This is a genomic window from Streptomyces sp. WM6386, assembly GCF_000972385.1.
GTDB lineage: Bacteria > Actinomycetota > Actinomycetes > Streptomycetales > Streptomycetaceae > Streptomyces.
Window position 1 is genome coordinate 1 of the sequence record NZ_JXTE01000311.1, and the last position, 737, is coordinate 737.

A 737-nucleotide genomic window follows, 5' to 3' on the forward strand; every position below is an offset into this window, starting at 1 on the left:
AGTGTGGGCAGACCGATGCCCAGATTGACGTACTGGCTGCGGCTCAGTTCCCGGGCAGCGCGGGCGGCGAGCTGGTGGCGGTCAAGGGGCATGGTCAGTTTTCCTCAGGGTTGGTGGGGGGGACCATTCGACGCTCGATGCGTTTACCGGAAGGAGCAGCGGCGACGACCCGGTCCACGTACACGCCCGGCAGGTGGACGGCGTCCGGCGGCAGTTCGCCGGCTCGACGATTCGTTCGGCCTCGGCCACGGTGATCCGCCCGGCCATCGCGCACAGCGGGTTGAAGTTGCGTGCGGCAGCGTGGAAGACCGCGGACGCGGTTCTCGGCCTCGGCCTCGGCCTCGGCCACGGAGCGCCGGAGCAACAGCAGCAGGGCGATGACGACGCTGGCGCGCTCGAACAGACGCCGGTCGGATTCCTCAAGGTGCGGGCGGTGGTGAAGGACGAGGCTGCCCAGCACTTCCTGGCCGGCGAGTACGGCGCAGATCCAGCGATGGTCCCGGTACACGGCCCGGGCCGCGCTGCGGGAGTCCTCTGCGGCCTTCACCAGGGCCGCGGAATCTGCTTCGCCCCCAGCAGAGGTGTCTTCGTTCCGGCTGAGGGGCGTGAGGAGGCGGCCGTCCGGTGCATGGATGGTGACAACAGCCCCGTCCAGGAGTGTGGCGATGGCGGCGGTCACGTCAGAGACGTCGCCGCCGCGCAACACCAGGTCGGTGGGGCGGGCGGGGGCCTCCGCC

The 737-nt window shown here is 70.6% G+C and carries 1 protein-coding gene and 2 pseudogenes; 1 reads left to right on the forward strand and 2 read right to left on the reverse strand.

Going from position 1 to position 737, the window contains the following annotated elements:
- Nucleotides 1–92: pseudogene (locus TN53_RS46320) on the reverse strand (succinyl-CoA--3-ketoacid-CoA transferase); the annotation flags it as partial.
- Between the two features lie 2 nt (nucleotides 93–94).
- Nucleotides 95–324 (reverse strand): annotated as a pseudogene (locus TN53_RS46325) (CoA-transferase); the annotation flags it as partial.
- Between the two features lie 109 nt (nucleotides 325–433).
- Between TN53_RS46325 and TN53_RS48855 the strand changes: the two are divergent.
- Nucleotides 434–737, forward strand: a 304-nt coding sequence (locus tag TN53_RS48855; protein ID WP_234441845.1) for a hypothetical protein, incomplete at its 3' end; no start/stop codon positions are given.